21 protein-coding genes are annotated in these 24,353 nt (G+C 47.9%); 12 read left to right on the top strand and 9 right to left on the bottom strand.

All coding sequences use genetic code 11. The features are described 5' to 3' along the window. Positions 1-27: 27 nt before the first annotated feature. From strainIA91_RS07785 to strainIA91_RS07755, 7 genes are all read right to left on the bottom strand, one after another. Entirely contained in the window at positions 28-657 is a 630-nt protein-coding gene (locus strainIA91_RS07785) for a class I SAM-dependent methyltransferase (protein WP_400166219.1), read from the bottom strand. 37 nt (positions 658-694) lie between these two features. Beyond that, positions 695-1,495: a uracil-DNA glycosylase gene (locus tag strainIA91_RS07780; protein WP_400166218.1), complete on the bottom strand. Its 801-nt coding sequence runs from the start codon at positions 1,493-1,495 to the stop codon at positions 695-697. 5 nt (positions 1,496-1,500) lie between these two features. Continuing rightward, on the bottom strand, positions 1,501-2,316 hold the full coding sequence (locus strainIA91_RS07775; RefSeq protein WP_400166217.1) for an HD domain-containing protein: 816 nt from the start codon (positions 2,314-2,316) through the stop codon (positions 1,501-1,503). A gap of 139 nt (positions 2,317-2,455) precedes the next feature. Beyond that, the gene (locus strainIA91_RS07770; RefSeq protein WP_400166216.1) at positions 2,456-3,208 is read right to left on the bottom strand and encodes a hypothetical protein; all 753 of its coding nucleotides are present in this window, start codon (positions 3,206-3,208) and stop codon (positions 2,456-2,458) included. Positions 3,209-3,270: 62 nt separating this feature from the next. Further along, positions 3,271-4,320, bottom strand: a complete 1,050-nt coding sequence (locus strainIA91_RS07765; protein ID WP_400166215.1) for a class I fructose-bisphosphate aldolase — start codon at positions 4,318-4,320, stop codon at positions 3,271-3,273. A 50-nt stretch (positions 4,321-4,370) separates the two neighbouring features. Next, positions 4,371-5,033, bottom strand: coding sequence for a YggS family pyridoxal phosphate-dependent enzyme (locus strainIA91_RS07760; protein ID WP_400166214.1), 663 nt, complete (start codon positions 5,031-5,033; stop codon positions 4,371-4,373). After that, the gene (locus strainIA91_RS07755) at positions 5,033-5,668 is read right to left on the bottom strand and encodes a hypothetical protein (RefSeq protein ID WP_400166213.1); all 636 of its coding nucleotides are present in this window, start codon (positions 5,666-5,668) and stop codon (positions 5,033-5,035) included. Before strainIA91_RS07755 ends, strainIA91_RS07760 begins: the two co-directional genes overlap by 1 nt. A gap of 724 nt (positions 5,669-6,392) precedes the next feature. Here strainIA91_RS07755 and strainIA91_RS07750 point away from each other — a divergent pair. Continuing rightward, positions 6,393-7,427 (top strand): 3-deoxy-7-phosphoheptulonate synthase, encoded by a 1,035-nt coding sequence (locus strainIA91_RS07750; RefSeq protein WP_400166212.1) that lies wholly within the window; start codon positions 6,393-6,395, stop codon positions 7,425-7,427. 287 nt (positions 7,428-7,714) lie between these two features. Here the strand turns inward: strainIA91_RS07750 and strainIA91_RS07745 are convergent, their stop codons facing one another. Together strainIA91_RS07745 and strainIA91_RS07740 are read right to left on the bottom strand one after the other, a co-directional pair. Beyond that, positions 7,715-8,239, bottom strand: a complete 525-nt coding sequence (locus strainIA91_RS07745; RefSeq protein ID WP_400166211.1) for a nitroreductase family protein — start codon at positions 8,237-8,239, stop codon at positions 7,715-7,717. Next, positions 8,236-8,778 carry a glutathione peroxidase gene (locus strainIA91_RS07740; protein WP_400168247.1) on the bottom strand — a complete coding sequence of 181 codons (543 nt, stop codon included), beginning with the start codon at positions 8,776-8,778 and terminating at the stop codon, positions 8,236-8,238. Before strainIA91_RS07740 ends, strainIA91_RS07745 begins: the two co-directional genes overlap by 4 nt. A 234-nt stretch (positions 8,779-9,012) precedes the next feature. Here strainIA91_RS07740 and strainIA91_RS07735 point away from each other — a divergent pair, with 234 nt between their 5' ends. The 11 genes from strainIA91_RS07735 (at position 9,013) to strainIA91_RS07685 (ending at position 24,353) form a co-directional block, all read left to right on the top strand. Further along, positions 9,013-9,288, top strand: a complete 276-nt coding sequence (locus strainIA91_RS07735; protein WP_400166210.1) for a hypothetical protein — start codon at positions 9,013-9,015, stop codon at positions 9,286-9,288. Positions 9,289-9,871: 583 nt separating this feature from the next. After that, positions 9,872-10,960, top strand: coding sequence for an AIR synthase-related protein (locus tag strainIA91_RS07730; RefSeq protein ID WP_400166209.1), 1,089 nt, complete (start codon positions 9,872-9,874; stop codon positions 10,958-10,960). An 11-nt stretch (positions 10,961-10,971) separates the two neighbouring features. After that, on the top strand, positions 10,972-13,965 hold the full coding sequence (locus tag strainIA91_RS07725) for an AIR synthase-related protein (RefSeq protein ID WP_400166208.1): 2,994 nt from the start codon (positions 10,972-10,974) through the stop codon (positions 13,963-13,965). Then, positions 13,955-14,797 (top strand): phosphoribosylformylglycinamidine synthase subunit PurQ, encoded by an 843-nt coding sequence (locus tag strainIA91_RS07720; RefSeq protein ID WP_400166207.1) that lies wholly within the window; start codon positions 13,955-13,957, stop codon positions 14,795-14,797. Before strainIA91_RS07725 ends, strainIA91_RS07720 begins: the two co-directional genes overlap by 11 nt. A 607-nt stretch (positions 14,798-15,404) precedes the next feature. Then, positions 15,405-17,021, top strand: a complete 1,617-nt coding sequence (purH, locus tag strainIA91_RS07715; protein ID WP_400166206.1) for a bifunctional phosphoribosylaminoimidazolecarboxamide formyltransferase/IMP cyclohydrolase — start codon at positions 15,405-15,407, stop codon at positions 17,019-17,021. A gap of 16 nt (positions 17,022-17,037) precedes the next feature. Further along, positions 17,038-18,432, top strand: a complete 1,395-nt coding sequence (locus tag strainIA91_RS07710) for a phosphoribosylaminoimidazolesuccinocarboxamide synthase (RefSeq protein WP_400166205.1) — start codon at positions 17,038-17,040, stop codon at positions 18,430-18,432. Then, positions 18,425-19,792, top strand: a complete 1,368-nt coding sequence (purB, locus tag strainIA91_RS07705) for an adenylosuccinate lyase (RefSeq protein ID WP_400166204.1) — start codon at positions 18,425-18,427, stop codon at positions 19,790-19,792. Before strainIA91_RS07710 ends, purB begins: the two co-directional genes overlap by 8 nt. After that, positions 19,789-21,039: a phosphoribosylamine--glycine ligase gene (gene purD / locus strainIA91_RS07700; protein WP_400166203.1), complete on the top strand. Its 1,251-nt coding sequence runs from the start codon at positions 19,789-19,791 to the stop codon at positions 21,037-21,039. Before purB ends, purD begins: the two co-directional genes overlap by 4 nt. Further along, the gene (purN, locus tag strainIA91_RS07695) at positions 21,036-21,635 is read left to right on the top strand and encodes a phosphoribosylglycinamide formyltransferase (RefSeq protein WP_400166202.1); all 600 of its coding nucleotides are present in this window, start codon (positions 21,036-21,038) and stop codon (positions 21,633-21,635) included. The genes purD and purN overlap by 4 nt, the downstream gene beginning before the upstream one ends. Next, positions 21,636-23,072 carry an amidophosphoribosyltransferase gene (gene purF, locus strainIA91_RS07690; protein WP_400166201.1) on the top strand — a complete coding sequence of 479 codons (1,437 nt, stop codon included), beginning with the start codon at positions 21,636-21,638 and terminating at the stop codon, positions 23,070-23,072. A 3-nt stretch (positions 23,073-23,075) separates the two neighbouring features. Next, the gene (locus strainIA91_RS07685; protein WP_400166200.1) at positions 23,076-24,353 is read left to right on the top strand and encodes a dihydroorotase family protein; all 1,278 of its coding nucleotides are present in this window, start codon (positions 23,076-23,078) and stop codon (positions 24,351-24,353) included.

The following is a 24,353-nucleotide window of genomic DNA, read 5'->3' as shown; positions in this document are numbered from 1 at the left end:
TTGTTTAAGGATAAAATGAAGTGCTATTCATTTACTTCCTTTAATCACAACAAAAGAACCCTCACCATATCCTTCTTTGATGGATTCGACTTTTTTTATTTTATCTAAATGGTGAAATATAGTCTGCGAGAATTTCAAATTTTTGAATCCTGTTTTTATCATTTCAGTCACAACTTCATCAACGGAATAAAAGGTGGCATCCCGATAAAAGACACTTTCCTGCTGATGTTCCAGATACAGTTTTCCGACAGGACTCTCTTTATCAATAAATCCGATAAGTAATATGCCACCAAACCTCAAGATACGGTATGCTTCTTGAAAGGCTTTATACAAATTGTCAACAAAACAGATGGTGGTTACCATTAATACAAGGTCATACTGAGCATCTTCCAGGGGAAGAGCTTCGGCAATGCCTTCTATGGTATGTATGCCCCTCTTTTCTGCAATCTCCCGCATTTTTTGTGAGGGTTCAACACCTTTTTTTATACCCAATGGCTGTGCGAACCGGCCGCTTCCTACACCGATCTCTATACTTTTCTGACTATCGGGCATCTGCTCCCGTATTGCCTGAAGTTCCGATAAATAGGCATTTTTGTTTTCTTTAAACCAGGCCTCATATTGAGACGTGTGTTTATCAAAGGGTTGGGTTCTGGCCATGTTTGATCCTTAAATTTTTCTTATAAGATTGATGAGATCATGAATCCGGTTTTAAATCAAAATTCAAACTTCCATCCGGCAGCATCCAGTCGGGGTGAGGATATCCCTGCTCCTCCATTTTGTATCGTTCACATGTTTCCCAGTCCCCTTTACAGTATAAGTCGATCCACTTTCGCTCAAGCATGCCCTTTTCATAAAACCGGTGTAACGGACATAAGTCATACCATTTACAAACGGTTAAAAAGACACGAAGTTTACGATAAAGCCGGATGGTTTCCGGTTCATAATCCGGATTGTAAATCACAGAAGCCGGATGATACAGAGGATAAATCTTTTGATTGTTCTTATAAAGTAATTTGCCATAAATCTGTCTGAATGCCTGACGTGAAGGGGGAATCTCTGAGTGATATTTCTGTAAAACATAACGTGTGGCATAATACCCCAACGGAACTAGAATGGGCGGATGTATAATCGCAATTTCTTCATCGAGATACTGACTGCAGGCTGCAATTTCAATCATTTTGGGCTTTCGGTTTTTGGGCAGCATGCATTTGATTAAATTGGTCATATAAACCGATTGGCGATCTATGGCAACTGCATTGAATAAACGCTCCAGGACTTTGCCTGAAGGTCCGACAAACATCCTGTCTGCATTATTTTCTTCTTTACCCGGCGAAAGGGCAATCAGCATTAAACGGGAATCAGGATCCCCTTCTCCGACAAGAGCATACTCACGGGTTTTAGAAAGATGACAGGATTTACACCTTTTAATCCGTTGGTTAAGATGTTTTAATAATATTCGTTTTTCCTGATTTTTAGCCACACTTTGTGACAACATCTTTTTTAATCTGTATCCTTACTCAGTTCTATTAGTTTGTAATCCATGTATATTTGAATTGTTTTGTTTATGTCATCAACTTTTTTGGAGTTGGGCAAAACGCGCCGAATTTTTTCTATATAGTGTCTGGATTGGATCAGCTGAAATGAAGGCTTGAAGTTTATATCAAAAACCCAACCCATCTGAAGCAGTTTGAAATCATTCAGATTCTGCATATTATTCATATTTACAATACGATGATTCATTAAATCCTGATATACTTTTTCAGATATCCCGGATGTATTTGGCAGACCAAGTTCCAAAACAGGATCATGTTGCCCATCCTCCCGGTAATAATGATTAATCACAACTTTCCAGATATCCATTTTATCCGCATCTCTTAGCAGTTTCGAAAAAAAGAGACATGTTTCCGATTCATTTTCCGGCAAATTGGCACGATTATGATATTGAATTACCCGATAGACTAAATCTTTTGTTGTTTCTTTCAGATGATTAAGAATTCTATATCTTTTCAGAATGGTTATCCCCAGGTCAGCATGATTTTCTGATTTACCATCATGAAATGTCTGATAACGGGCATATTGCTCAAACCGGCCAATATCGTGGAGCAGTGCTGTCAGTTCGGCAAACCTTTTTTCTCCTTCATTAAGTCCCAATGATTCAGCCAGTGACTTAATTTCCTGAACGACACGATAGGTATGTTCTTCTTTTAGACCGATATTTTTCCGTAAATCCTGATTACCATATTTAAAGGATTCAACATAAATGGAAAACCATGATTTACATTTTGCCAACAGGTCTGATTGAATGTCAATTTTCATTTGATCCTAACATATATATATTCAACGATATGGTTTTGAGTTTCCATCAATCCCCGTATTTTAATTATTTGTTATGGTATGTAAATTCCTGTAAATAATTTTTTACCTTCGGAAAGTTTGCATGTTGCTTTGGAGATGATCAAACTTTTCGGATTTCCGGTATTTTTCGTTTTCTGGTTTCTTCAGCAACTTTTTTGATTTCTTCAAGTAACTGTTGCGAAATGGGGACCTGGATTTCATCTTTCAGAAAGGGGACTCCTTTCATCCGGACGATTTTGTAAAAGAGTCGCATGGATTCTTCAACCCGTGTAAACATCAGGTTGTCGGTGGCATCTTCAAGGATTTTAATCCGGTCCGCAAAAGCACTTGTACTTACGGCGAACAGATAGGTCCTGCCTTTATCAAAAGTGATGATTTCATAGAGTTTTTCCAGAATCTTGTCTCCATAATGTTGTGAGAATAAAAGCAAATTTAAAGCTGAACCGAATACCATAACACCTTTGGGGCTCATCGGAAGAATATCTTCAGCTGCCAATATGATTTTGTTCCACACTTTCGGTTTTAACATATTAGCCTGAAATGTGTTATTATTCAACTTCTGGAAAGTATCAATCTTGTGATCAAATTGAACAAAAACAACTTTTTTTGAATAATTATTTAAATCAATGTGATAAAGTTTCTTCATTGCCGTTTTCATCAAATCCGGCGTCGGATATTGCAAAGGGATGGCAATCAGTGAACCCCCTGCTTTGAGCCAGTCTGCAACAAAAGCAAATTCCACCAATGGTTTACCCGTGCCACCAGGTCCGCTGATCAATGTAGACGATGGAACCGGTAACCCTTCCGGCAGCAATTTGGCCAGCCAGTCACTGTGTAACTCAAGTGATTCCATTTTTTCTCGATCACCTACTCATTGTCTGATTTTTGTATTTATTCTTCAGCAAGACATGTTTTTCAGGCGATGGTCACCTTTTTTTCTAGATACACATCCTGAACTGTATGAAGAAGTTTAATACCTTCTTTTATTGGACGTTGAAAGGCTTTTCTACCTGTGATCAATCCCATGCCTCCAGCCCGTTTATTAATAACAGCTGTTCGGGTTACTGCGGTAAAGTCATTGTCTCCGGAAGCACCCCCCGAGTTAATCAGGCCAATGCGTCCCATATAACCGTTTGCCACCTGGTAGCGTGTCAAATCAATCGGATTGTCTGTCGTCAGTTTCTCATACACATCCTTGTGGGTTTTTCCAAATTTCAGAGCCGTATATCCGCCATTATTCTGAGGCTGTTTTTGTTTGATGATATCAGCTTCCAGTGTGACTCCCAGATGGTTTGCCTGGCCGGTTAAATCTGCCGATACATGGTAATCTTTATCTGCTTTGAATGCTGAATTTCTCAGGTAGCACCACAGGATTGTCACCATGCCCAGTTCATGAGCATATTTGAAAACCTGGCTGATTTCCTGAATCTGCCGGCGCGATTCGGGTGAACCAAAATAGATTGTGGCGCCGATGGCAACAGCTCCCATATTAAAAGCCTGTTCCACATCCCCGAACAGTACCTGATCATAACTGTTCGGATATGTAAGAAGCTCATTGTGATTCAGTTTCACAATAAAGGGAATTCTATGGGCATATTTTCGTGAGACAGCCCCAAGGACACCCAGAGTAGATGCTACAGCATTGCAACCACCCTCAATGGCAAGTTTTACAATGTTTTCCGGATCAAAATAGATCGGATTGGGAGCAAAAGAAGCTCCGGCAGAATGCTCTACACCCTGATCCACCGGCAGAACTGAAAGATATCCTGTTCCTGCCAGGCGACCTGTATTGAACAGAAGCTGCATATTTCTCAGGACAGCTGAAGATCGGTCTGTATTTTTCATAATCCGATCCACAAAATCTGGTCCCGGCAGATGAAGATCCTCTTTTTTGATTCCCTGGCAGGTATAATCGAGCAGACTTTGGGATTCTTTTCCTAAATAGTTGATAATTGTTTCAAGCATGTTTGTAACTCCCTTTTTTAATTATTTTAGTATTTTATGATTCATTGAGATCACCGTTTGCCGAATAATCTTGTGCCAATACGAACCATATTTGCACCCTCTTCAATGGCAATTTTATAACTGTTACTCATCCCCATGGATAAATATTTAAAATCAGCTTGGGGTATATCGGCTTGTTGCAAATGATCAAAAAGAGCTTTAGTCTTTTTGAAATAGGGCCTTGAGTCTTCAGGATTACCAAATCGGGGTCCCATGGTCATCAATCCCTGAATATGTACATGTTTCAATAAACTAATCTTTCGAATCAAGGATTCGGCATTTTCCGGCAATATCCCGGTTTTATTGGATTCCCTGCCGCTGTTCACTTCAATCAAAACCGGCATTACTTTATTCATTTCTTCACAGTATTGGTTGACAGCCAATGCGATTTTATATGAATCAATTGTTTCAATCATATCAAAAATCTGGCTGGCTTTTTTAGCTTTATTCCTTTGCAGATGACCTATTAAATGCCATTTTACGCTATCTTTGACAAAGGGATACATTTGTTCTGCTTCCTGAACATAATTGTGGCCTATAATTGTAACACCTCTGTGTATTGCTTCATTGACTTCTTCAACACTTCGTGTTTTTGAGGCTGCGACCAGTATAACATCCTTGGGAAGTGTTTGAAATATTTCCCTAACAGATTTTTTAATTGAATGAGAAGACATTACATTTTTTCTTTCTTTTTTGAGTTTACAAAAGCCATGGGGAATACAATATCACTCACACAGCAGGGTAACCAGACAGCTAAAAATAAAAAGATAAAAATCACCAAATAAGAAGTCCAATCCAAATCAGATCCCACAGCCATTAAAATATGAAATAAAGAAGCCCAGGTGCTGAATAAAACATGTCCCGCATGGGGGAATTTGGTCATGGGTTTCAGAAATGCAAAGATCACCCCTAAAATAGCCAAGGGGTTGATTAACCACCATTTTTCGATAAAGCCGATATGAATGCCACGATTCGGCATGCCAAGCAAAAACTCACCGATAAAGGGGATAATTGAATCACTTAAAGTGGCGATACCAATCGAACCGATATAACCCACCAGAAAGAGTTTCCATAAATTGCATTGGCCGCGAAGACATTTTCCGCTGATACAATCACATTCATGAATTTCATAAACAGATGCAGTAACCAGCGCGCTTAGAACAACATGGATTGGATGAAGAACATAAAATGCCCTGTAAGCCGTTTCATTGGGAAGGTGCTGAAAAATAATAAACAATAAAATTCCGGAAAAAGCCCCAAACGCAGTGAAAGGAGCATGTCTCTTTAACTCTTTGATCACTCGCTTCATGCTGATTTTTCTTCTTGTTGTTAATTATTGTGTCTTTTAGATAATATTTGTTATTCAAAGTTACATATAATGTGATGTCCCATAAACGGTAATGGCTGATCTAGACAGACTCAAAACACGGCAGATCAAGATTGAGGAGGCGATCGTGGCAGACAGTTTTGTTCTGGATCCGGTCATTTAATATTCGAGATATAATGCCAATTCTCAACAGGTGGCTTTTAAACAAAAATGACACTACTACACCTCAGGTTGTTCGGTGTTCAATAGCCGCTTTGCGGTATTCCAACGCCTGACGGCGTTCAAACCCCATTTCATGGGGTTCAAGCACCTCACTTTGTTCGGTGTTCAATAGCCGCTATGCGGCATTCAAACGCTGCTACGCAGCGTTTGAATGTCGATGTCTGGAATCCTTGAACGCCGAAGGCGATTGAATGCTGAGCGCAGCGAAGTGCCAATCCCCTGTGAAATACGCTGCGCTCATTTCACAGGGCAGGCAATCAACATCTGGAAGTTGGAAGTTGGAAGTTAGCGTCGCTTCGCTCCTGGTGTGTCAATCAAATCAATCAAACCAATCTAGTCAATCGACTTTTCGACTTTCGACTTTCGACTTTCGACTGTCCACTGCCGACTGCCAACTGTCAACTGTCAACTGTCAACTAAACAACGTTTAAACCTTTAAACCTTTAAGCGTAATAAGTATATTCCAGAAATTTATGAGGTAAATATGGCCTTTCATATTATACAAGCCCTTCCCAAAGCGGAAGAGATGCTTGAGGAACTTCCCCTGCCGGAACCCCTGAAAAAGGTGAAAAAGGAGAGGGATAAGGCAGTGTCCCGAATTATCCGGGGTGAATCATCTGCTTTTCTTGTGATTGTGGGTCCCTGTTCCGCCCACGATCCGGATGCAGTCTGTGAATATGTTTCCCGACTGGCTCGCGTCCAGGAAAAGGTCCGGGACACCCTGCTGCTGATTCCCCGTATTTACACCAACAAGCCCCGGACACTGGGGACCGGCTACAAGGGGATGCTCCATCAGCCCAATCCCACGGCAAAACCCAATATCGTGGAGGGGATTAAGGCCTTGCGTGCCATGCATATCCGGGCCATGGAAGAATCACACCTGTCCGCCGCCGATGAAATGCTCTATCCGGGGAATTATCCCTATGTGGAGGATCTCCTCTCTTATGTGGCCATCGGAGCACGATCGGTAGCCAATCAGCAGCACCGGCTTACGGTGAGTGGACTGGATATCCCGGTGGGAATGAAAAATCCCACATCCGGGGAAGTCCGGGTGATGCTGGAATCCATCTATGCCGCCCAGCATTCTCATGTGTTTGTCTATAACAATAAGGAGGTCAGGACAGATGGGAATCCCCTGGCCCACGGGGTGCTCCGGGGAGCCGTGGATCCTTCCGGTATCCGGGTGCCGAATTATCACTACGAAGATCTGCTCCGGATCAGCCATCTCTATCTGAAGCAGGAACTGAAAAATCCCTCTCTCATCGTGGATGTGAACCACGATAATTCCAATAAACGCTATGAAGAACAACCCCGGATTGCCCGGGAAGTGATGCAGAGCCGTCACCATAATCCGGAACTTAAAAAAATCATTAAAGGACTCATGATCGAAAGTTATCTTGTGGGTGGTCGACAGGAATCCAGCGGTACGGTGTTCGGTCAGTCCATTACAGACCCCTGCCTGGGCTGGGATGAGACGGAACGGCTTCTCCTGGTTATTGCCGAAGAAGCCGCACGATGATTATTAAGTGACGAGTAACGCGTGACGAGTGACGAGTGGTTTTTGTGGGATAATTTTTGTTTAGTGTATTATTTATTAGTATAATTTAGTTAATTGTATAAAATAGTGTGGAATAATCACTTGAAATCAAAAACAGGACTATCGGCCTGATCCGATATCTTTCCCGTCCATAATAGCTTGTCCCCTAAACTCACGCGTCACATGTCACGCGTCACTTTCTCTCGTTACTCGTTACGCGTCACGCGTCACTTCCTCTCGTTACTCGTTACGCGTCACGCGTCACTCATTTATAAGAATGTATCTTGAAATATAATCTCTTTCAGTTCTTTTCGGGGCATGGCCGGTTCTTCCGGGCTTCCCACCGCCTTTTTCCCTACGATGATCAGGGTGATGACCTCGTAATCCTCAGGGATATGGAGGACTTTGCGGGTTTTTTTCGGACTAAATCCGGCAATAGGGTGGGCTGTGAGTCCCAGTTCCGTGGCCTGAAGCAAAAGCTGTCCTACCGACAAGCCCGTATCAAATTGGTAGTACTCCCGTGAACCTACCACGCAGTCATCCTCTTTTCGGGTCGTGACGGCAATGACCAGGGACCCGTCATGAGTCCACTCGTTGCCTTTGGAATAGACCTCGTAAAGGGCTTTGAGTTTTTCCGGATCCCTCACAAAAACATAGCGCCAGGGCTGATTGTTGAAACAGGAGGGAGACAGCTGCACCGCCCGGGATAATTTATCGATGATTTCATCGGTGATCTCCACGTTTTCCAGGTGCCGATACGATCTGCGGCGTTGGATGGCTTCGTATACCGTCATTTTTCCTCCAAAAGACTTTCAATTTTTTGGATGACCTCATCGGAGCGAGGATTCACGCGGGATGCATACCGGGCAGACACTTTTCCTTCTTTGTCGATGAGAAATTTGGTAAAATTCCACCCGATACTGCCCCCCGTTTCGGAATGGATCTTTTTGTCCGTCAGCCAGGCATAGAGGGGGTGTATGTCCTTACCCTTAACAGAGATCTTGGCCAGGACCGGAAAGGTCACACCGTAATTGATCTGGCAGAATTCCTGGATCTGCTCGTCACTCCCCGGTTCCTGATTCATGAAATTGTTGGCCGGGAATCCCAGAATCACCAGTCCTTTGTCCTTGTAATCCTCATACAGCTTCTGCAAATCCTCGTATTGGGGCGTAAAACCGCATTTACTGGCCACATTCACAAGCATCAGCACCTTCCCTTTGAATTGATCCAGGGGAAACGCCTCCCCTGATGCCGTCTTGACTTCAAAAGTATATACGTTCATATCATCCATCGCAAACAACCCTCCTGTCATCATTAACATGATCGTTATCATTCCTATGTATCGTGTCATTTTTTTCATCCTTCTCTTATTTTCCCATTTGAGGCGAAGGATGGATTGGGGTTACATGGGAGTCGGCAGTCATCAGTCGGCAGTTGACAGTCGAAAGTCGAAAGTCGAAAAGTCGATTGACTAGATTGGTTTGATTGATTTGATTGACACACCAGGAGCGAAGCGACGCTAACTTCCAACTTCCAACTTCCAGATGTTGATTGCCTGCCCTGTGAAATGAGCGCAGCGTATTTCACAGGGGATTGGTACTTCGCTGCACTCAGCATTCCAGCACTGCTTCGCAGTGTTCAAAAAAGAAATGACCCATTGAAACCCGCATATCCGGGATTGAAGATCGAACGCAGTGAGATCCTTGAACGCTGCATAGCAGCGTTTGAAAGCCGCGTAGCGGCGTTTAATAATTCAAGCGGCACTTCGTGCCGTTCAATGGCTTCGCTGCACTCAGCATTCCAGCACTGCTTCGCAGTGTTCAAAAAAGAAATGACCCATTGAAATCCGCATATCCGGGATTGAAGATCGAACGCAGTGAGATCCTTGAACGCTGCACAGCAGCGTTTGAAAGCCGCGTAGCGGCGTTTAATAATTCAAGCGGCACTTCGTGCCGTTCAATGGCTTCGCTGCGCTCAGCATTCAAGCACTGCTACGCAGTGTTCAAAAAAGAAATGACCCATTGAAACCCGCATATCCGGGATTGAAGATCGAACGCAGTGAGATCCTTGAACGCTGCATAGCAGCGTTTGAAAGCCGCGTAGCGGCGTTTAATAATTCAAGCGGCACTTCGTGCCGTTCAATGGCTTCGCTGCGCTCAGCATTCAAGCACTGCTACGCAGTGTTCAAAAAAGAAATGACCCATTGAAACCCGCATATCCGGGATTGAAGATCGAACGCAGTGAGATCCTTGAACGCTGCATAGCAGCGTTTGAAAGCCGCGTAGCGGCTATTGAACCCCTGAGCCCCTGAGCCCCTAAACCCCCAAACCTTTTCATTGCATTTTAAGAAAAAAATCGGGAATTTCCCGCCGTGAAGACAAAGAGACGCACAACACAAAAAATTCCCAACTGACATAGAGGATCGCATGGCTGAATCCATCAAAAGCGGCATTGATATCGATCTTGGAAATCAATGCTCCCGCACCGCTTATTCCTGGGCAAAAAAAAGTTTTATCCATCGTGTCCCGGGATCCGGGAATCCCCTCATGGCGGTAGATGGGGTCTTTTCCAATGTGATGGATTACCGGGGGGTAAAAGTGGGAATTTCGTCCGATGGAATCGGGACGAAAATCGAACTGGCCGAGCGGACCGGCATCTATGATACCCTGGGATTCGACCTGGTAGCCATGACCGCTGACGACCTGGCAGCCAATGGCATTGAAGCCGTGAATCTTTCCAATATCCTGGATGTGGATCACCTGGATCATGAGATTGTGGATGACCTCATGCGCGGACTCTATGACGCAGCCAAAATTGCCAGGATCACCGTTACCGGTGGCGAAATTGCCGAACTGGGAAACCGGATCGGCGGGTATGGAGACCGCATGCATTTTAACTGGTGCTCCACGGCGACGGGACTCATTCCCGAGGGGGCTGAACTGATCGACGGATCCAATATCCGTCCCGGCCAGATCGTGGTCTCACTGGCTTCCCGGGGTTTCCGGAGCAACGGGTTTTCCCTGATCCGGCATGTCATGCACAAAACCTTCGGACCTGAGTGGCATCTACAGCCTTACTCCGGTCAGCAAAGCTGGGGAGAGGTCCTTTTAACCCCATCCCGGATTTTTGCCCCCCTGATTACCGATTTGATCACCGCCCGTATTCCTCTGTACGGCATTGCCCATATCACCGGCGGAGGAGTCGGCGAAAATTTTACCCGGGTGTTGAAAAGTTCCGGCTATGGTGCCGAACTAAACCGGCTATTTGATCCCCATCCTGTGATGAAAAAGATCGAGGAACTGGGGACCGTCCCCGAAGATATGGCCTACCGCCTGTGGAATATGGGAAACGGCATGCTTCTGGTGACGGATGAACACGCCTATTCCGCCCTGAATGAGCTGGCGGGGAAATATGAATACCCCGTCCAGCAGGCAGGATATATTGTTTCCGAACCGCGCATTCGAATCGTCTCCCGGGGAAACGATCCCCAGCAGCTTGAGTATCCCCTAAGGTAAAGGAGCCTTTTGTGCCACAGACGTATTTTATCCAACTCATCCTGAAAGACACGGTCAGAGATGTCACCGGCGAGCGGGTGAAACATTCCGCCACACGTTATCTGAATCTCGATACAGGCCGGGTGAAATCCTCCAGGCTCTTTACCGTCCAACTGGATATTTCTCCTGAAGAGATCCGACTCTTTGCCGAATCAGTCCTCCGGGATCCGGTGATGCAGGATGTTTATATCGGCACTTTTTACCCGGCAGAGAAATTTACACGCAAATTGTTGATTGCCAAACGACCCGGGGTGACGGATGACGAAGGCATCTCGGCTCAAAAAGCCCTGGGTGATACCCTGAACCGGGAATTTTCCACCCATGTCCAGCAGATTTATACGGCGGATCTCTTTTATTTTGAAAAACCGGTAGCCCAAAAGGATCTCATCACCCTGGGAGAAGAACTCCTGGGCAATCCCCTTATCAACTATTTTGAAGCCGGTTCCGTGGATGATCCCATCACGTATGTACCGGATGTGCGCATGGGATCCCGGGCTGAAATCCGGACCATTCCCGTGGATCGTAAGGATGATGAACTGCTCCGGCTCTCGTCGGAAATGTTGCTCTCCCTGAACCTGGACGAGATGAAAGCCATCCGGGACTATTTTATGCGGGAGGATGTACGGACAGCCCGGAAAAAGGCGGGACTCGATGAAAATCCCACCGATTGTGAACTGGAAATTCTGGGCCAGACCTGGTCCGAACACTGTAAACACAAGGAATTCAATGCCCTGATTCATTTCCGGGATGAAGAGACGGGTCAGGATGAAACCATTGATTCTCTCTTTAAAACCTATATCCGAAAATCCACCGATATCATTCGGAAACGTTTTGACAAAGCAGGTAATCCCTGGCTGCTGAAGGTTTTTACGGATAATGCCGGCGTGGTCCGGATTAATGAGGATTCCTGCTTCATCTGGAAGGTTGAAACTCACAACTCCCCCTCGGCTTTGGATCCTTACGGAGGAGCCCTGACCGGTATTGTGGGGGTGAACCGGGATCCCCTGGGGACAGGCATCGGTGGAGCCAGACTTCTATTCAATACCGATGTCCTTTGTTTTGGAAATCCGGATCATCCCGGTAAGCTCCTGCCCGGACAGCTCCATCCCCGGCGCATCATGAGCGGGGTGGTGAAAGGGATTGAAGACGGGGGTAATAAATCGGGAATTCCCACCATCAACGGGTCTGTAATTTTTGATGACCGCTTCAGCGGCAAACCCCTGGTTTTTTGTGGTACAGCGGCGGTGATGCCCCTGAAATACGGTGATCGCCCCACCTGGATAAAATCCATCGATCCCGGTGACCGTATTATCATGGCCGGTGGACGGGTGGGGAAAGACGGCATTCACGGCGCTACCTTTTCTTCCCTGGAAATCGATGAACACTCACCCCGGTCCGCCGTGCAGATCGGATCCCCCATCACCCAGAAAAACATGTCCGATTTTATGGTGGATGCAGCCCGGCAGGGACTCATTAAATGTTCCACGGACAACGGTGCCGGCGGACTCTCATCCTCCATCGGTGAACTGGCCCAGATTTCGGGCGGGGCGGAGGTTTTTCTGGATAAGGTCCCGCTTAAATATCCCGGACTCCAGCCCTGGGAAATTTTCGTCTCCGAATCCCAGGAACGGATGACTCTCGTGTTGGAACCGGATCAACTGGAGAAGGTTTTTGATCTGGCACGGCTCTATGACGTGGAAGTGACGGATATCGGCCGTTTTACCGGTTCGGGCCATTTGAAACTTTTTTATGAAAACCGGACGGTTGCTCTCCTGGATTTGGATTTTCTTCACAACGGTGTGCCCCGGAAGCACCTTGAGGCCGTGTGGAAAAAACCGGAGGTTCGGGAACCGGAACTAAAAGAAGAGCCGGATATCAAAGAGACCCTCCTGGCCCTTTTGGGAAGTTTGAATATCTGTTCTCGGGAAAGTATTATCCGACGATATGATCACGAGGTGAAGGGACGAACGGTGGTCAAACCCCTCATGGGCGAAGAAGGACATGCTCCCCAGGATGCAGGGGTAATGCGCCTGAGTTTTGATTCCTGGGAAGGCATTGCCGTGTCCAACGGAATTATGCCTAAATTCGGAGATATCGATGCCTATGAAGCCTCGGCCGGTGCCTTCGATGAGGCGGTCCGGCAGATTATCTCCGTCGGTGGCCACTTGCCCGACCCGGAGGATATCAACAGTCCATTCTGGTCTGTAAATGATAATTTTTGTGTGCCCGATTCAGTCTACGATCCCGAAACCAATCCTGACGGAAAATATAAATTGGCACAGCTGGTCCGCATGAACCAGGCCCTTTTTGATATGGCCACCACCTTCAATATTCCCATGACATCCGGGAAGGACAGCATGAAAAATGATTTTCGGAAGGGGCAGGTGAAAATCTCCGTACCGCCGACAGTCCTTTATTCCATGGCGGCGAAAATCGATGATATCCGGACAGTGACCACCAGCGATTTCAAACGTCCCGGCGATGCCATCTACCTGGTGGGAAAAACACGGGATGAACTGGGCGGTTCGGAATTTTACCGGCTGCTGGGGTATCTTGGAGCGAATGTTCCCAAAGTTCATAAAGCCAATGCCCTGAATCTCTACCGGCTGATGGGGATAGCCCACCGGGAAGGATTTCTGGCCTCGTCCCATGATCTGTCAGACGGAGGTTTGGCTGTGGCTTTGGCGGAATGTGTCATCGGTGGACCTTTTGGGGCTGCCGTGGATGTGGGATATGGTGATCTGTCCCTGATTCCTGAACTCTTTTCCGAATCCCATTCCCGCTTTGTTGTGTCTGTCCCCGCTAAAAATCAAACGACCTTTGAAAACCTGATGGGTTCTGATGCCCGGTTTCTGGGGGCGGTATCGGAAGAGCCGGTGTTAAAAATCTCTTTTAAAGGGGAAAAAATCCTGGATGTATCCAAAGAAGAAATGCTTGAAAAATGGAGAGGCGGACTTGTATTCTGAAAAAGACATAAAGGATGGTAAAATCCGGGCCCTTGTGCTCACCGGTTCTGGAATTAATTGCGAGGAGGAAATGGCTGCGGCCTGCCGTCTTGCCGGCGCCCATGCGGAGATTGTCCACCTGAGCCGGATATTCAACGGGGAGGTGTCGATTCATGACTATGACCTGCTGAATCTTCCCGGAGGTTTTTCATTTGGGGATGATCTGGGCTCGGCGAAAGTCCTGGCAAATCAACTGAAGGTGCGTCCCATTGCCTCCGGCATTCCCTTTATGGAGGAAATTCAGCGCTTTCTGGCAGATGGAAAATATATCATCGGGGTCTGTAATGGATTTCAGGCCCTGGTGAAAATGGGACTCCTGCCCAATACCGGTGGAAAAGGGGAACAGGAGGCGACGCTGACCTTTAATGATTCGGGTAAATTCGAGGATCGCTGGGTCACCTGCAAAGTCCTGGAAGATCCTCCAACGCCCTTTTTGAAGGACATCGACACCCTTGATCTGCCGGTCCGCCATGGGGAAGGCCGGCTGATCTTTCGGGATGAAACTGTCCGCCAGGCGGTGGTGGAACAGAAACTGAACGTCTTGGCTTATGCGGACAGGGAGGGGCGTATCACCGATACCTATCCATACAATCCCAACGGGTCTGAATTGAATTGTGCCGGACTTTGTGATCCTTCCGGACAGATATTCGGCCTCATGCCCCACCCCGAAGCCTATCTGACCGTCTACAACCATCCGGACTGGAACCGGCGAAAAAAAACAGGTCAGCTGACAGATGAAAAAGGGGAGGGATTGAAGATCTTTGAAAATGTTGTTGGAAGAGTGATAAGGTAGTCGGCAGTGGACAGTCGACAGTCGGCAGTCGGCAGTGGACAGTCAACAGTCGTCAGTCGAAAGTCGAAAGTCGAAAGTCGAAAAGTCGATTGACTAGATTGGTTTGATTGATTTGATTGACACACCAGGAGCGAAGAGACGCTAACTTCCAACTTCCAACTTCCAGATGTTGATTGCCTGCCCTGTGAAATGAGCGCAGCGTATTTAACAGGGGATGGGCACTTCGCTGCGCTCAGCATTCAATCGCCTTCGGCGTTCAAGGATTCCAGACATCGACATTTGAATGCTGCGCAGCAGCTATTGAACACCGAACGCAGTGAGGTGCTTGAATTCTATGTCGGCGTGCAGCGACGCGAACTTCAGACAGGCCACGGCCTGTCCCTATTTCCAGCTTCCAACTTCTGATAAAGCTGCAAAGCAGGTCGTATGAAAATGCGATCCACCAAAAGGAACAAACATGACGATGAACACAAAACACTATTCATCATTCATCATTCATCATTCAATTCATCATTCATCATTCATCATTCAATTCATCATTCATCATTCATCATTCAATTCATCATTCATCATTCATCATTCATCATTCAAAAAATAAGGGTATGCCATGAAACATTTCACTCCTGTCAAACGGGTTTTAATCAGTGTCTCAGACAAAACCGGTCTGCCGGAATTGGGGAAATATTTACAGAAAGCCGGGTGTGAGATCATATCCACCGGCGGGACACACCGGGTGCTGAAAGAGGCGGGCATTCCCGTGACCGATATTCAGTCGGTTACCGGTAATCCTGAAGCCTTTGGCGGCCGGATGAAAACCATCTCTTTTCAGATTGAATCGGCCCTGCTTTTTGACCGGGAAAAGGACCGGGACGAAGCAGAAGCCCTGGGAATTCTCCCCATCGATATGGTGGTCTGCAATCTGTATCCCTTTGGAAGTGTGAAAAAAGAAGGCGCCGATTTACCCCGTCTGATTGAAAATATCGATATCGGAGGTCCCACCATGATCCGGGCTGCCGCAAAAAATTACAGATGGGTTACAACGGTTGTAGATCCGGCAGATTACAGGATGGTTATGGAAAACATGACGGCTCATGGGGGACATACTGACCTGGAAACCCGATTCACACTCATGCGGAAAGCCTTTAACCATACGGCCGATTACGATAGCCTGATCGCCACAACCATGGACGAACAGGCTGGTGAACCCACCCTGCGCTTTGCCTTTGACCAGCCTCAGGTTCTCCGCTATGGGGAAAATAGTCACCAGAAAGGGACCCTTTACCGCCTCCGGAATGCCCCCGATTCCCTCTGTGATATGGAGGTCCTTCATGGCAAAGCCATCTCCTATAACAACATGTTCGATTTGTACGGCGCTTTGGAAGCGGTTCGGGATCTGAAAAACAACGGGTGCGCGATCATCAAACATGCCAATCCCTGTGGACTCAGTGAAGGGAAAAACCAGCGGAAAGTTTTTGAAAAAGCCTGGGCAGGAGATCCGGTATCCGCCTTCGGCTCGGTGATTGCCTTTAATACACCTGTGACCCTTGAAACCGCCCAATTCCTGGAACTTGATGCAAAGGATAAAAGCCAGAGGAAATTCGTGGAAATTGTGTCGGCTCCCGGATTTGAACCGTCGGCCCTGGATTATTTGAAACAGCATAAAAACCTGCGCATTGTGGTGTTTGATCCGGCCAGGCTGCAACCGGCCCACGATATGAAATTCATCTATAATGCCCTGCTGTACCAGGATGCGGATCGCGAGTTACTGGACAAGGTGGAATATGTCAGTCACAAAAAGGATCCGGTGGATGAAGACCTGATGCGGTTTGGTCTGACGGCTGTACGCCAGTTGAAATCCAATGCCATCTGTGTGGCCCGGACATGTAAAGACGGGGACATTCAGCTTTTGGGGATGGGTTGCGGCCAGCCCAACCGGGTGAATGCCACACAACTCACCCTGGCCCGTTGCCGGGAAAATCTGAAAAATGAATATACCGGTGATCCGGATGGCCTGGAGGAATATATCCGGCAGGAAATGGGAAAAGCCGTGCTTTTTTCCGATGCCTTTTTTCCCTTCCCGGATAATGTGGAATTGAGCCATGCCGACGGGATCCGGACCATCGTTCAACCCGGTGGATCCATCCGGGATAAAGCCGTCATTGAAAAAGCCGATGACCTGGAGATGACGCTGATATTTACCGGAATGCGTCATTTCAAGCATTAAAACAGGAGGAAGATCCATGGATTGTCTGACCCGTTTTGAATCCCCCCAATTGAGAAAACTCCACAGCGGGAAAGTCCGTGAAAGTTTCAGGGCTGATGAACGCCATCGCCTGATCCTGGCCACAGACCGGATTTCCAGCTTTGACAAGGTGCTGAAAACGCCGGTTCCGGCGAAAGGTGCAGTCCTCAATTCTCTGGCAGCCTGGTGGTTTGAAAAAACCCGGGATATGTGTCCCAACCACTTTGTAAAAACCGTGGATCCGGCCATCAGCCTGGTTCGTGAGGCCGATCCGATCCGTCTGGAAATCATTGTCCGGGCCTACCTGACGGGATCCGCCTGGCGAAAATATCAGAAAGGTGAACGGACCGTTTCCGGTGTGTCGGTGCCTGACGGACTTACAAAGAATGCCCCTTTTCCGAAACCTATTGTGACACCCACAACCAAAGAAGCATCGGACCGTCCCATCAGTGCCGAAGAGATTGTGGCGGAAGGGTGGACTACCCGGGAACTCTATGAAAAGATGCATGCCCTGTCCCTCCGTCTTTTTGAAAAGGGAAGTGCCATGCTTCTGGAGCGGGGGATTATCCTGGTGGATACCAAGTATGAGTTTGGGCTGATAGATGGTGAACTGGTGCTGATTGATGAGATTCACACGCCCGATTCCTCCCGTTTCTGGCTGAAAGATGCCTATGATAAAAACCCTGAATCCGTGGAACAACTGGATAAGGAATTTGTCCGGAATTACCTGATGGAACACAAAAAGGGTGGAGACTACCCGGACACACTGCCGGAAGATATTGTAGCCGAAACAAGCCGGCGTTATCTGGAACTATATCAACGGATCACCGGATCATCCTTAAATTATCCACAGATGGATCCTGCTGAGAGAGTTATGAAAAATCTCAATCGTGAAGGGTTTTTGAAAGAAGGCTGTGTTGTGATTGTCATGGGATCCCCCTCCGATATTCCCCATGCGGAAAAAATGGCGGAACGGATCAAACAGTATGATATTGCCGTTAAAATGCGGGTAGTTTCGGCCCATAAAAACGGGGAAAAAATCCCGGTGATCCTGCAGGATGTCATCCAATGCCATGAACCGGTTTCCATCATTGCCGTGGCAGGGCGTTCCAACGGATTGGGCGGTGCCCTTTCTGCCAACCTGCCGGTCCCGGTGATTAATTGTCCGCCTTTCAGTGACAAGACGGACTATCTGGTGAATATCCATTCCTCCCTCATGATGCCCTCCGATACGCCGGCCCTGACGGTGGTGGATCCCAAAAATGCCGCCGATGCCGCAGTCCTCTGCCTGAATACCCCCTCGTTGAAACAATGTTTCCGGGAAAAAATTCTACAGGTGAAAAATCAACTGGATCAGGCCAATGCGACATTACAGGAGCAACAGAATGTTTAAAGCCATTTCTCCCCTGGACGGGCGCTATGCAGACCGCCTGGGTATCCTCCGGGACTCTTTTTCCGAATTTGCCCTCATGCGGATGCGGGTGATCACGGAAATCCGCTTTATCCGGGCCCTGGACGAGATGCGGTGTTTTTCACCTCTCGCACCCGAAGAAATCGACAGGCTTGAAGCCATTGAAAAGCAATTCGATGAAACGGATTACCAAGCCATCAAAGCCATCGAGAAAGAGATCAATCACGATGTAAAGGCCTGTGAAATTTACCTGCAACAAAAGGCAGGACTCCGGGAACCCAACCGGATTCATTTCGGGCTGACATCGGAAGATGTGAACAATCTCGCCTGGACCTTTCTGCTGAAAAGCTACCGGGACACATGCCAGCTGCCTCAGCTCAAAGAGCTCCTTCTTACTCTCTGCGATCTTTCTGAAACCTGGGCGGATACGGTTTTTCCGGCCCGGACTCATGGACAGATGGCATCCCCCACAAGCTATGGCAAAGAGACCGCCGTTTTTCTGAACCGCCTGTTCACCCAGTATAAAAAACTGAAAAACCTTGTTTTCCGGGCCAAATTAAACGGGGCAACGGGAAATTATTCCGCTTTTGCCACCGCGTGTCCCAATGGAGACTGGCCGGCGTTTGCCCGGCGCTTTATGGAACGCTACGGCCTGGAAATCAATCCTCTGACAACCCAGATTGAGGATCACGACACCTGGGCGGAATATTTTGATATCACCCGCCGTATCAATCAGATCATCCGGGACCTGGACCAGGATACCTGGCTTTACCTGATGCAGGGGTATCTCCTGCTATCCGTAACAAAAGGGGAAGTGGGATCTTCTACCATGCCCCATAAAGTGAATCCTATCAATTTTGAAAACAGCGAAGGCAACCTGAAACTCTCAAACGCCCTCCTGGGGGCCCTGTCCGAAAGCCTGACCACATCCCGCCTTCAACGGGATCTGTCCGACAGCACCGTGGCACGAAATATGGGGGTGGCTCTGGGACACGCATACCTGGCCATCTCGGAAACCTTGCGGGGACTTTCGAAAATCCGTGTCAATGCCCCCTTTGCCCTGGAAGAGGTGTCGAAACATCCCGAACTTTTGGCGGAACCCATTCAGACGGTGTTAAGGAAAGCCGGTGTTGCAGATCCTTACGGGATTATGAAAAAACTTACACGAGGGCAGGTGATAACCCTGGAAACTCTGCACAGGTCTTTGGAAACACTGGATGTGGATCCGGCGCTGATTCGTGAATTGAAAACTCTCCGCCCTGAAAGATATGTGGGTCTGGCCCCTCAACTAACCCTTTCCATGACGGCGGAGGTCCGGAAATATCTCAGGGAGGAATCATGACGAAAATTGCCATCCTCGGGTCCGGCGGACGGGAACACGCCCTGGCCTGGAAACTGGGACTCGATATGGGAGAGGAAAATATTTTTGTGATTCCCGGGAATGGAGGAACACCCAATAACCATCCCCTGGATCCCATGGATTTTAAAGCCCTGAAGTCCTTTTGTGAATCCAAAGGGATCAACTGGCTGGTGGTTGGCCCGGAAGATCCATTGGCTCAGGGGATTTGTGATACTTTTGCAGGGTCGGCCGTCAAAGTCTTTGGCCCGTCAAAAGCGGCGGCGCAACTGGAAGCATCGAAGATTTACTCCAAGCGGTTCATGAAAAAATATGGGGTAGCCACAGCCCGTTGCCTGTATTCATCCGAAGCAGGTGATCCCCAAGACTTTATCCGGTCATTGAACGGACAGGTGGTGGTGAAATATGACGGACTGGCGGCGGGAAAGGGCGTCACAGTGTGTGAATCTGAACCGGAAGCCCTGGAAGCTATTTCTGACCTGAAAACAAAATATGGAAAGGATGTCCCCTTTTTGCTGGAGGAACGCCTGAGGGGACGTGAAATGTCTGTTATCGGTATCACCGACGGAAAAACCATCCGCCTTCTTTTACCCTCCCAGGACCATAAACAGGCTTACGAAGGCGATAAAGGTCCCAATACCGGCGGCATGGGAGCCTATTGTCCCGTTCCCTGGTATACCCCCGCCATGGCGAAAGCGGTGCAGAATCACGTGATTGAACCGACCATGAAGGGTATCCGGGAAGAAGGGTTTGGGTACAGGGGTGTCATCTATTTTGGCATCATGATGACGGAAGAAGGCCCGAAAGTGTTGGAATACAACGTGCGTTTCGGCGATCCTGAAACGGAGGTCATCCTGCCGGCCCTGAAATCCTCCCTGGCGGAACTGATTGAGGGGGCTTTATCCGGAAATCTGGACAGTGTGCATCCTCAGTTTTACCCGGAGACCTTTTTGGATGTGGTATTGGCTTCAGGGGGATATCCGGGAAGTTATCAAAAAGGGTACGAAATCACCGGAGTGGAGGGACTCACCGCCGGAACTCTTCTTTTTCACGCAGGAACCCGGCAGGAAAAAGGCAAGCTGCTTACCAACGGTGGACGGGTACTGAATGTGGTGGTGCGGGGTAAAAACCTGGAGGAAGCCATCCGAAAGGTTTATCCTGAAACTGATAAAATCCATTTTCAGGATAAATATCTGCGTCGGGACATCGGCCGGCGGGAGGGGAATCTATGACAGCCCGGCTGGCAATTCTCATCAGCGGAAGGGGATCCAATATGGCAGCAATCCTCCGGGAAAGCCGGGAAGGAATCCTGAAAGGATTGTGTGAGGTGGCGGTAGTGGTATCAAACACTTGTTCAGCGGCTGGACTCGAAACGGCCCGGAATGCCGGTATTCCGGCGATTTGCGTCTCCTCAAAAGGGAAAAAACGACGGGAATTTGAAGAGGAACTGATCGAAAACCTGGAAAAATACAGGCCGGATTATATTATCCTGGCCGGTTTTATGCGGATTTTAACCCCCTTTTTTATTCATCGTTACCGGAACCGGATTTTGAATATCCACCCGGCAGATACGGCACAGTTTCAGGGGATCGGGGGATATGAATGGGCCTTTGAAAAGGGACTCAAAGAGACGAAAATTACCGTGCATCTCATCGATGACGGAGTAGATACAGGGCCTGTGCTGGCACAGAAAACAGTGGACCTCCGTGGCGCGGATACACTGGAAGAGGTGGAAAAACGGGGACTTGCCGTCGAACGGACCTTTTACAGCCAGGTGATCCGGGATGTGTTAACAGGAAAAATTCATCAACAGGAGATACAATCATAAATGTGTGGTATTATTGGAATTACAGGTCATGAGGATATATCTGCGGAGCTGATTAACGGATTGACGGTGATTCAGCACCGGGGACAGGATGCAGCCGGTATTGTGACCCTGAACGGTCGATTCCGGATGAAAAAAGGGCAGGGACACGTGAGCCGGGTTTTCAGGAATTTTGATCCGGAAGCCTTTCAGGGAAAATGCGGTCTGGGACATGTGCGGTATGCCACCATGGGGTCTACCCTGGAGGTGGATGCCCAGCCCATCGCCGTCAATTATCCTTACGGACTGGCCATGGTTCACAATGGGAATGTGATCAATTTTCAGGAATTACGAAGACGGCTCTATGAAGACAATATGCGCCTTCTGGATACATCCAACGATGTGGCCCTTATTCTGTATACTTTTGCCGCCCAGCTGGAAAAGAAGGATCTGAAACATTTAAAGGTTGATGACCTTTTTGATGTGGTGTCGGAAGTCCAGGATCTGGTTAAAGGGGCCTATTCCGCTCTGACTATCATAGCCAACAAAGGATTTCTGGCCTTTACGGATCCCTACGGTATCCGGCCACTGGTGATGGGACGAAAACTTACGGATCAGGGTGTGGTGTATGCCTTTGCTTCTGAAACCACGGTTTTTGATTTTCTGGGATATGAAATGATGCGGGATCTGCAGCCGGGTGAAGCGGTGTTTATTGACAATGAAATGAATGTCCATTCCAAAATTCTCAAACAGAAAAAACAGGCCTTCTGTGTTTTTGAATATATCTATTTTGCCCGGGAGGATTCGGTTTTTCATGAACGCCTGGTGGCCAGTGAACGGGTGAAAATGGGCAAAAAACTGGCAAAAACCTTCCAGGAAGCCGATATTGATCCTGACATCATCATCGATGTGCCCAATTCGGCATACTTTTTTGCATCGGGACTGGCGGAAGAGGTCCATGTGCCTTACCGGCGGGGATTGGCGAAGAACCGTTTTGTAGGCCGGAGTTTTATCACTCCTACCCAAAAAGAGCGGGAAAATGTGGTTAAACAAAAGCTGAATCCCATTAAAGATATCATCAAAGACCGGAAAGTGGCTGTAGTGGATGATTCCATTGTTCGGGGGACAACCTCCCGGCATATTATTCACCTGCTCCGGGAATACGGTGCCGCGAAGGTTTTCTTTGTATCTGCCTCGCCGCCTATCAAATTTCCCTGCATTTACGGTATCGATATGTCCGTCCGGAAAGAGATGGTGGCGTCCCATTATAACGACAATGAAGAAATCGCACGGGTGATCGGAGCCGATGCCGTGATTTATCAGAAACTGGAAGACCTGCAGGAACTCTACCAGGATCTGCCTATTTGTGATGCCTGTTTTTCCGGGAATTACCCGACGGGCATTACAAAAGAGATCCTGGATCATATCGAACAGGAAAAAATTGGTTCGGACAGGAATTAGAGGATGATGAAGGCAGTCCTCCTGAAAAATGGAACGGTTTTGCATCCCGATGGCCGGTTGGATCGGGAAGATGTGCTGCTTGATGAGGGAAAAATCCAGAAAATCGGTCAAATTGCCCTCCGTCCCCACATGGACGTTTTGGATGTAGAAGGCGGGTTAATCCTCCCCGGCATGATCGATCCCCATGTCCATTTTCGTGAACCGGGATTTATTGCGAAGGAGGGAATTGAAAATGGATCCCGGGCAGCCGTCAAGGGCGGTGTAACCACTGTGTTTGATATGCCCAACACCGATCCCCCCTGTGATACACCGGAAGCCTTTGAAGCAAAAGAACGGCTTTTTAAAGAAAAGTCCCGGGTTCACTGGGGGCTCCATTATATGGCAACGCCGGATATGCGGGACATTCCCGAAAGGGCGGTATCTGTCAAAATTTTCATGGCTAGGTCCTCTTCGCGATCCGCCTGGAACCGGGAAGAGGCCTTGTTGCCCATGTTTCGAAAAGCCCGGCGGGTGGCAATTCATGCAGAAGATGAAACCTGTTTTACACAGGAAACCCGCCACCATCTCCGGAGGCCAAGACAAGCCATCCGCATGGCCCTGGAAACGATTCGGCGAACTCTCATCCTTTTGCCGGAATCTGAGCGTCCCCGGGTGGTGATTTGCCATGCATCCACACTGGAAGATGTCCAATGGCTGGCGGATATGAAAACCCGGGGTTTTGATGTGTGGGGCGAAACAGCACCCCATTACCTGTGGTTTACCCGGGAGGAGGAAGAATACTTCGGTGCCCGGTACCAGGTGAATCCTCCCCTCCGGGAAGTTGCAGACCGGGATGCGGTACGGCAGGCCCTCCGGGATGGAATCGTAGATTTCATCGGGACAGACCATGCTCCCCATACGGCTGCCGAAAAAGAGAGTGACCATCCCCCCTCTGGGATTCCCGGCATTGAGTGGGCAGTCCCGGCTATTCTGGAACTGGCAGAACAAAGAGAGCTTCCCTGGTCCCGGATTACCCGCCTGATCTCTACCGGAGCTGTAGACTGTTACGGACTGTCCGGATATCACGGCATTCAAGCCGGATCAACAGCTGATCTGGTCATCCTGAAAAAAGATGGGAATCCGGGCCCTGTTATCACCCGGGCTGGATATAATCCCTATAAGCATATTTCCCTGACCTATACGGTGAATACGGTGTTCATTGAGGGAAAGGTTGTATATTCAGAGAATAAATTTTTCACACCTCATAAAGGAAAGGAGCTCTTTGGTGCTTTCACCGGCTAA

The organism is Candidatus Neomarinimicrobiota bacterium, from assembly GCA_041154365.1.
Taxonomy (GTDB): domain Bacteria; phylum Fidelibacterota; class Fidelibacteria; order Fidelibacterales; family Fidelibacteraceae; genus Fidelibacter; species Fidelibacter multiformis.
This window is presented reverse-complemented; position numbering and strand designations above follow the sequence as displayed.